Genomic DNA, 8,355 nt, shown 5'->3' on the forward strand with positions numbered 1-8,355 from the left:
CAGTCGCTCGACGAAGAAGGCCGGCGTGCGATTGCGGAGGAGTATGCGACGCTCACCGGGCTGGACGCGGACTTCGTCATGATCAACGACCTCCGCGTCGGGCCGTTCCGCTTTATGAAGCGACTGCTGGCCAACGAGCGGAAGATCGTCGGCCGAATGGACGGCCGGCTGACCGGGCATGATCGCGATCCCGCCGCGGCAGAGCCTTCGACGGACCCGTCGCTCGGCGGCTACTACGGGCTCTACGCCGGTGCCTTCAACGACTACGTCCGCTCAAAGCTCGGCTTTGAGAGCGACCTCGCGTACGAGGTGCTGAGCCGTCGCACACGTCCCTGGGCGGCGACGAATGACTCAATGCGAAGCTACAGCGGCGGCTACCTCAACGTCGCCGATGACCTCGAGCGAGCGCTCAACGAAATCCCCGGCATTCGCTTGTTCCTCGCCAACGGCATCTACGACCTCGCCACGCCGTGGTATGGGGCCGACTACACGATCGACCAGCTCGACGTCCCGCCGGAGGTTCGTGAACGCATCACAGAGTCCTACTACGCCGGCGGGCACATGATGTACCACGTTGCCGAGGAACGCGTCCGCATCGGCGAGGACATTCGGCGATTCATTGACCCGGAATGACGCGGCCGCTGGAACGTCATCAGCTGCGTTCCGAGCGGTTGAGCGGTTCGGGCGATCGCAGGCTCGGGTAGTCCGTGTAGCCCGCCGCTCCGCCGCCGTAGAACGTGCTTTGGTCCCACTCGCTCACGTCGCTGCCCGTGGCGAGGCGGGTCGGAAGGTCGGGATTGGAGATGAACGGCCGGCCGAAGGCGATGGCGTCGGCGTAGCCATGCTTGATCCACTCCGTCGCTTCGGGCCCGTCGAAACTGGCGTTGGCGACGAACGGACCGGCGAAAGCGGACTTCATCTTGCCGAAGAGCGTGCTCGTCGGCTCGAGGTTGGCAGCGCGTTCGCGGAAGCTGTCCGTGCGAAGGACGTGCAAATAGCTCAGGCCACGACCCGCACAGCGATCGGTCGCAGCGAGCCATGTCTCCTCGACCATCGCCTTATCAAGCCAAACAGGTGGCGAGAGGCGAACGCCGATGCGATCCGGTTCGAGAACGTCCTGCAGCGCATCGAGCACCTCACCCAGCAGCCGAGTGCGATTGTCGACGCTTCCGCCGTAGTCGTCCGTTCGCTTGTTGATGTTGGGGTCGAGGAACTGCTGAATGAGGTAGCCGTTGGCCGCGTGCAGCTCGACACCGTCGAAGCCGGCAGCGTCAGCGCAGCGGGCGGCATGGCGATAGTCGTCGAGCAAACGCGGCATTTCGTCGAGCTCCAACGCCCGCGCCAGCGGATGCCGTGGTCGCTCGCCGTCGGGCACAAGGTCGCCCAGGTATGCCTTGCCTTCGGGATGCCAAGCGCTGCTGGATACCGGCGATCCGCCGCCAGGTTGGAAGATGCTGTGGCTGATGGCTCCGACGTGCCACAATTGGCAGAAGATCCGCCCGCCGGCGACGTGGACGGCATCCGTCACGACCTTCCACGCTGCGACTTGCTCGTCCGTGTGGATGCCGGGCGCTCGTGCGTAGCCCTGGCCCTCGTGGCTGATTTGCGTCGCCTCGCTGATGATGAGCCCAGCTGAAGCGCGTTGGCTGTAGTACAGCGCGTGCAGCGGCGTGACGAGGTTGCCCGGCACGTCGCACCGACAGCGCGTCAGCGGCGCCATCCAGACGCGGTTCTCGAATGTGAGTCGGCCGCTCTTGAGCGGGCGGAGCAGCGGGTGGGTGTCAGCGTCAGCCATGCCCGACAACGTAGACCCCTTCACCACGGCAGCTTCATTGCACGGCAAACAAAGGCGACCAGCGGGTTGGCGATCTTGCACAGACGCACGATCTCCTTGTCGAAGCCACCGCCGTGGACGACGTCGCTCGAAATGGGCTTGGTCATCGCGGCGAACCGCGTTCGCTTGATCTCCTCGATCGCTGGATGATCTGCGTCGAAGCCCTTTGGCGGCCGCTTGAGCTTGTCAGTCGTCATCGCAAAGTGCTCGTCGAACTTCTTGCCAGACGTCGCGCGCTTCCACGCAGCCGGATCGTCGGCGATGGCCTCGCGAATGAGCTTCAGCGACTTCGCATCCGGCCCGTAAAGCCCGGCCGCCACCATCGTTTCCGTCGGCGAGACCTGCAGATAAAAACACGGTGCGTCGACCTTCCCCTCGACGCCCGCATGCGGAAAGACGGCGGAGAGGTTCGTCTTGTACGGCGACTTGTCCTTGGAGAAGCGAACGTCGCGATGGATGCGGAACATCGAGCCGCCGGTTTTGCTCGCGTCGACCCACGCGAACTCACTGACCTTCTCGAGTCCCGGCTGCAACGCCGCGATCAACGCCAGGAAGTCGCTTCGGGCGGCCTCCCACTCGTCGGCGTGGCTCTTGAACCACTCGCGATCGTTGTTCTTTGCGAGTTGCTTCAGGAAACGCGTCGTTTCTCTCGCGATGCCGGGCATTGGCGTGTTATACCGGACCAGCCGTCAGGGAGAGACGGAGCGCTGCCGCAGGTCTCGAATGCACTGCCGCATGACGGCCGCGTCGATCTCGTGCACTTCCACCGGGTCACCCACGCCGCGGAGCAACGTGATTGTGAGCCGGCCGCCGAGGTGCTGGCGAAACTCCTCGAGCCCGACGAGGATTTCGTCTTCTCGCTCGAGCGCCGGGTGGCCGAGCGGGATGCCGAGGTCCTGCAGGCAACGAATGACGCGGTCCGAGTCGCCCGGATCGAAGCCTTGGGTCTGGACGCTGTACAGACAGTCCAGTGCCAGCCCGATTGCAACGGCCTCGCCGTGTCGCAGTTCGAAGTTGGTCATCGGCTCCAGGCGATGGGCCGACCAGTGACCAAAATCGAGCGGCCGAGCTTCGAGAGCCTCGAACGGATCGCCGCCCTCGGTGATGTGCCGAAGGTGCAGGAGTGCCGACTGCTCGATCGCACGGCGGCTCGCCTCGGGGTCGCGATGCGCAATCCTGGAAGCGTTCTGACACAGCTCGTCGAAGAACTCCGCGTCCTTCAGCAGAGCCACCTTCACCGCTTCGCTGAAACCGTTGCGATAGTCGCGATCCGGCAGCGTCTTGAGCAGCGTCTCGTCGTTGATGACGGCCCACGGCACGGCGAACGTGCCTTGCCAGTTCTTCTTGCCGAATACGTTAATGGCGTTCTTTACGCCGACGCCGCTGTCATCTTGCGCGAGCGTCGTCGTGGGCAGACGGACCAGACGCACGCCGCGATGCGCGACAGCCGTCGCATAGCCGACGGCATCGAGCACGGCACCTCCGCCAATGACGAGGACGTAGTTCCGACGATCAAGGTCGTTCTCGTTAATCGCTTTAAGCACGCCCTCGACGGCGATGCCGCTGTTCTTGCACGCCTCGCCACCATCGATCGTGACGATGCTGCCCGCCTGCTCGACGCGCTCGCAAAAGCGATCGAAGAACGCGTCCAGACGCACTCGCAGCGACGGATCGCTTTCAGCAACGCCTGCATCGACGCAGACCAGCACGCGCACCCTCGACTCGGTCGGATGCAGACACTCCAGCAGCACGCCTGCATCATCGCCGAGGACATCATGCGTGAAACGCAGCCGATGGACGCACGGGACGGCAAACTCGGCGTCGTAAGCCCTCTGCGACGCCGTCTCCGCCGGGACCAGACGCATTCTCGGACTCGCGCGTGAGACTTGTCGGGCGGATTGAGAGGCAGCGGCGGACATCGGTGACGAGGGCGGAGGCACGTCGGCCTCGCTGTGTACATCGGCCAGTCGGGCCAACCGGTGGAGTTTACGTCGCCCGTGACTCGTCGGGCTGCTCGGCGTGCGGACATCCGCGTGAAGCGCTATGTTTTGGCCATGCCCGCCACCATCACAATGCCCCAGCAGTCCGACACCATGACCGAGGGCACGCTCGTGGCATGGGTGAAAAACGAGGGCGACAAAATCGATGAAGGCGACGTCGTTGCAGAAATCGAGACCGACAAGGCCACCATGGAGATGGAAGGGCCCGATGAGCCAGGCACGATCGCTGCGATCCTCGTTCAAGCTGGAGAGTCCGCTGCCGTCGGGCAGACGCTGGCGGTGGTGGCGCTCGAAGGCGAGGACGTGGCCGAGGTGAAGAAGAACGCGGGGGCAGCCGGCAGCGCGGCTTCTTCCTCATCGTCACCCGAACCCGCGGCCGCCGCTGCGGCGTCAGGGGAAGATGCCGCCGAAGCATCGCACGCGGGAACCACTGCGACGATGGAAGCCCCCGCCGCGAACGGGCAATCGACCAACGGCACGGGCGGCCGAATCAAAGCATCGCCACTGGCCAAGCGGATCGCGAAGAACGAGGGCATCGACCTCGGCCAGCTCACCGGCAGCGGCCCAGGCGGTCGGATTGTGCAGAAGGACGTCCTCGACTTCGTCGACTCTGGCGGCAAGACGATGCATGTCGAGAAAGGCCCAGATCGCGTCCAGCACGACGACGCCCTCACGCCGCCGCCCGTCGCCCCGCCGGCTCTGCCGCAGCGGATCGCCTCGGGCGAGGTCGACAAGGTCGAGTTGTCGAAGATGCGCAAGACAATCGCGCAGCGCCTTCAAACGGCCAAGCAGAACATCCCGCATTTCTACGAGACGGTCGACATCGAGCTCGACAACGCCCAGGCCCTGCGGGCGAGCCTCAACAAGACGATGGAAAAGGAAGGCATTCGCCTCTCCATCGGCGACATCATCGCCAAGGCCGTCGCCGTAACGCTGCAGAAGCACCCGGTCCTGAACACGACCTTCGACGGCACGACGATGACGCGGCACGGCGACGTCAACCTTGGCATGGCCGTCGCGCTCGACGACGGCCTGATCGTCCCGGTTCTCAAGAACATCGACCAGATGGGCTTCCGCGAGATTCGCCTGCGGAGCAAAGAGCTCGTCGACAAGGCCCGCAAGCAGAAGCTCAAGGGCGACGAGATGAGCGGCGCGACCTTCACCGTCAGCAACCTCGGCGGGTTCGGCGTCAAGGAGTTCATCGCCATCGTCAACCCGCCGGAGGTCGGCATCCTCGCCATCGGTGCCGGCACGAAGCGAGCTGTCGTCGCCGACGACGGCAGCATCGTCGCACGGTCGGTCATGACGGTCACGCTGTCGGCCGACCACCGAGCCGTCGACGGTGCCGACTCGGCCCGTTTCCTCGCCACGCTCAAGAGCATGATCGAGGAACCGGGCATGATGCTTGTGTAAGGCGATCCACGTCGCGGGCTCAATTCTCGAAGCAAGCACTGACAAAGCGCCTTCTTCAAGAGTCACGAGACCGCGAGCTGTAAGCCCCCGGCTACCCAGCCATTTACCTTGATGCTCCCGTCCGCAAGACCGGCTACCTTACCCGTCGGTGGCTGACACTCCCGACATTCTGCAGTGCGACCGCTGCGGCTACGACCTACGGGCAACCGACCCGGACGGAGTCTGCCCCGAGTGCGGCTACGCAGTCGCCGACTCCATCGAGGCCGCCAAGCTCCCCCGTCGCCCCGCATGGCGCGACAGCGACCCCCGCTGGCGACGACGCATGCTCGCGGGGTGCTGGGTGTTGGCCCTGATACCGGTCCCATGGCTCTACTTCGGATTCGGCCTGGCAGAGCGAACTCCTGTGCCAGCACTGTTCGAGTACGGGATGAATAGCCGTCGCCTCGAGGATACGTTCTTTTTCAACATTGCACCGCTTTTGTTTTTTGTGATTGGGTGCGCGCTCCTGCTGTCACCGGAGCGAGGACGACGAAAGGCACGAGTAGACGGCATTCGCCGCTGGGGCGTTCTATCCGTTTACATCGTTTTCATATACAACTTCTTCCTCGATTTTCTTGTCGTTGGCTTGGTCGGTCTTGGAATCGCCAGTTTACTGTTCTCTCTGCCGCTTGAGCAGCAGCCGTGGTACTCCTATCCTGTTGCCGCGATCTCCGTCTTCTACATCTGGTATGCCCCGCAGGGATTTAGCGATCTTGCCTTCTACACGAGCTACGCACTTTCTGGCTTCACAGTTTTGTTTGCAACTCCTTTTCTCATCAACGCGTTAAGGAGCGTTTTCAGTAAGAGGCGCTCGTGGATTGCACTAGTTCTTGGATGCGCCATCGGCTTCCTTGCCTTATGTCAAATTGCGTCGTTTCCATCGCTGTATTTCGATCACTGGTCGGAGCGGTGGATTCCATCGTCGCAGTACTTCTTCGGCATTGAACTATGGAGCGGCAATCGCCCCACCAGATGGATTGAATCCTTCATTCGGAGGCTGCAACTCTTCCGAATTGATGAGATCGCGGCGATTGTCAAATCGGTGATAGTCTTGGTTGTTGCGATTGCTCTCGCAAGCGCTCAAGCTCGATCCCCTACTTCCGCCGCGTAGTTTAATCCACCAACGTCCCCTTCGTGCTCGGCACGCCGTCCATGCGGGGGTCAAGCTCGACAGCCTCGCGAAGAGCACGGCCGACGCCCTTGAAGCAGGCTTCGGCGATGTGGTGCAAGTTGCTGCCGCGGATGACGTCGATGTGGAGGGCAAGCTTCGCCTCGGCGGCGAGGGACTTGAAGAACTCGGCGACGAGCTCCAGGTCGAAATCGCCGACGCGGTCGTTGGCGGAGAGCTTCAGATCACCCGCGAAGGCGGCCCGGCCGGAGAGGTCGATAGCGACGTCGGCCAGGGCTTCGTCCATCGGCAAGCGGCACTGGCCGTAGCGGCGGATGCCGGACTTGTCGCCGAGGGCCTGGGCGAGGGCTTTGCCGAGCGACAGGCCGACGTCCTCGACGGTGTGATGGGCGTCGACGTGTAGATCACCCGTGGCCTTGACGTCGAGGTCGACCATCGCGTGCTTGCCGAGCAGGTGGAGCATGTGGTCGAAGAAGCCGACGCCGGTGTCGACGGCGACGGTGCCCGTTCCGTCGAGCGTGAGCGTGACGCGGACGTCGGTCTCGCCGGTGACGCGCGTAATGGTGGCGGTGCGGGGCATATGGAGAAGGTATCGGCCAATCGCCGGCCGTAGGGTGGGCCCTGGCCCACCAGCGGTTCGTCGAGACCATTGGACAGAGGTGGGCCGGGGCCCACCCTACGGAGTGGTAAGCAGGCCTTGAAGGTTGTTTAGCAGCACATCGTGTTCGTCGCTGGTGCCGATGGTGATGCGGAGGGCGTCGTCGAGACCGGGCTGGTTCCAATAGCGGACGAAGATGCCGCGATCGTGGAGCGACTGGTACAGCTCGCCCGCTCTGGGATGTCTGGCGAAGACGAAGTTCGCCTCGCTGAGCGTGACGTCAAAGCCGAGCGACGAGAGGTCGGCCGACAGTTGCGAGCGTCGCTCGCAGACCTCGCTGCGGAGCTTTGCGAAGTCGTCCGACGCAGCAATCGCCGCCTCACCGACGGCCTGGGCGAGGGCGTCGACGTTGTAGCTGTCGCGGACCTTGTCCATCTGCCGGATCGTCTCCGGCCGCGAGATCGCGTAGCCCAGACGCAGCCCAGCGAGCGCGAAGCCCTTCGAAAACGAACGGCTCACGACGACGTTCTCGTGCGACGCGACCAGGCTCATGCAGTCGGTGCTCGCGTGGTCCGCGTAGGCCTCGTCGACAAGGAGCAACGTATCGCCCAGCCGCATGGCGAGCTCGCTGACTTCGGCCGGCGGGATGAGCGTGCCGCTCGGGGCGTTCGGATTGGCCAGGAAGACGGCATAGGCAGCAGCGTCAACGAGCGCGTCGGCCGGGAGTTGCCAGTCGTCAAGCCAGTCGAGTTTTGTGGCCGAGGCACCCTGAATCTGCAGCAACGTGGGATAAAGCGAGTACGTCGGCCACGGGAATGCCGCACTTCCGCCGGGCGGGACGAAGGTGCGGATGAGCATCGTCAGGATGTCGTCGCTGCCGTTGCCGATGAGCACGTGCTCCGGCGTCACGCCGTGCCGCTCGGCCAGCATCTCGCGTAGGCGGCTCGCCCGCGGGTCGGGATACCGACGAAGCACGTCCGCGTCGGTATGTGCCGCCGCAAGAACACTCGATGGGACGGGGAAGCTCGCCTCGTTCGTGTTGAGCTTGACCACGCGCTGCCCAACGGATGGCTGCTCGCCCGGGACGTACGGCGAAAGCGCTTCGACTTCAGGTCGTGGCCGGGGCAGACCCATGCCAGAGGATAAGTCGCATCAGTCCGACCGTCGTGCGGCACCCAGGACGTCGCGGACGAAAAAGTTGTGCTCCGCCGTCCAGGCCGACGGTCCGCCCCAGAGGATGATTCCGGCGCAGCCGACGTCGCGGGCCGCGGTCGCGATCGCAGTCGCCTGTTCGGCCGTCAGCATCTGCTCGGTGTTGTGATGCGTCGCCATCATCACGGCG

General features: G+C 64.0%; 9 protein-coding genes. 3 read left to right on the top strand and 6 right to left on the bottom strand.

Features of this window, described 5'->3' with window-relative positions:
• On the top strand, positions 1–633 hold a 633-nt coding region (locus AAGI46_13600), incomplete at its 5' end, for a peptidase S10 (GenBank protein ID MEM1013239.1).
• Positions 634–652: 19 nt separating this feature from the next.
• On the opposite strand, the gene AAGI46_13605 is transcribed toward AAGI46_13600, so the two are convergent.
• Genes AAGI46_13605 through AAGI46_13615 form a run of 3 tightly spaced genes read right to left on the bottom strand, consistent with a single transcriptional unit; the run spans position 653 to position 3,699 of the window.
• On the bottom strand, positions 653–1,795 hold the full coding sequence (locus tag AAGI46_13605; GenBank protein ID MEM1013240.1) for an alkene reductase: 1,143 nt from the start codon (positions 1,793–1,795) through the stop codon (positions 653–655).
• A gap of 20 nt (positions 1,796–1,815) precedes the next feature.
• The gene (locus AAGI46_13610; protein MEM1013241.1) at positions 1,816–2,499 is read right to left on the bottom strand and encodes a DUF2461 domain-containing protein; all 684 of its coding nucleotides are present in this window, start codon (positions 2,497–2,499) and stop codon (positions 1,816–1,818) included.
• 24 nt (positions 2,500–2,523) lie between these two features.
• Positions 2,524–3,699: a 3-dehydroquinate synthase gene (locus AAGI46_13615; GenBank protein MEM1013242.1), complete on the bottom strand. Its 1,176-nt coding sequence runs from the start codon at positions 3,697–3,699 to the stop codon at positions 2,524–2,526.
• Positions 3,700–3,888: 189 nt separating this feature from the next.
• Between AAGI46_13615 and AAGI46_13620 the strand changes: the two genes are divergently transcribed.
• Positions 3,889–5,247: a dihydrolipoamide acetyltransferase family protein gene (locus tag AAGI46_13620; protein MEM1013243.1), complete on the top strand. Its 1,359-nt coding sequence runs from the start codon at positions 3,889–3,891 to the stop codon at positions 5,245–5,247.
• A gap of 148 nt (positions 5,248–5,395) precedes the next feature.
• Positions 5,396–6,397, top strand: a complete 1,002-nt coding sequence (locus AAGI46_13625; protein ID MEM1013244.1) for a hypothetical protein — start codon at positions 5,396–5,398, stop codon at positions 6,395–6,397.
• A 1-nt stretch (position 6,398) separates the two neighbouring features.
• On the opposite strand, the gene hisB is transcribed toward AAGI46_13625, so the two are convergent.
• The 3 genes from hisB to AAGI46_13640 form a co-directional block, all read right to left on the bottom strand.
• Positions 6,399–6,995, bottom strand: a complete 597-nt coding sequence (hisB, locus tag AAGI46_13630; protein ID MEM1013245.1) for an imidazoleglycerol-phosphate dehydratase HisB — start codon at positions 6,993–6,995, stop codon at positions 6,399–6,401.
• A gap of 96 nt (positions 6,996–7,091) precedes the next feature.
• A complete protein-coding gene (hisC, locus tag AAGI46_13635; protein MEM1013246.1) occupies positions 7,092–8,147 on the bottom strand; it encodes a histidinol-phosphate transaminase in 1,056 nt (351 codons plus the stop codon).
• 18 nt (positions 8,148–8,165) lie between these two features.
• Positions 8,166–8,355 (bottom strand): hypothetical protein (locus AAGI46_13640; GenBank protein MEM1013247.1); only part of this gene is annotated, 190 nt, incomplete at its 5' end.

This window comes from Planctomycetota bacterium, assembly GCA_038746835.1.
Lineage (GTDB): Bacteria > Planctomycetota > Phycisphaerae > Tepidisphaerales > Tepidisphaeraceae > JBCDKH01.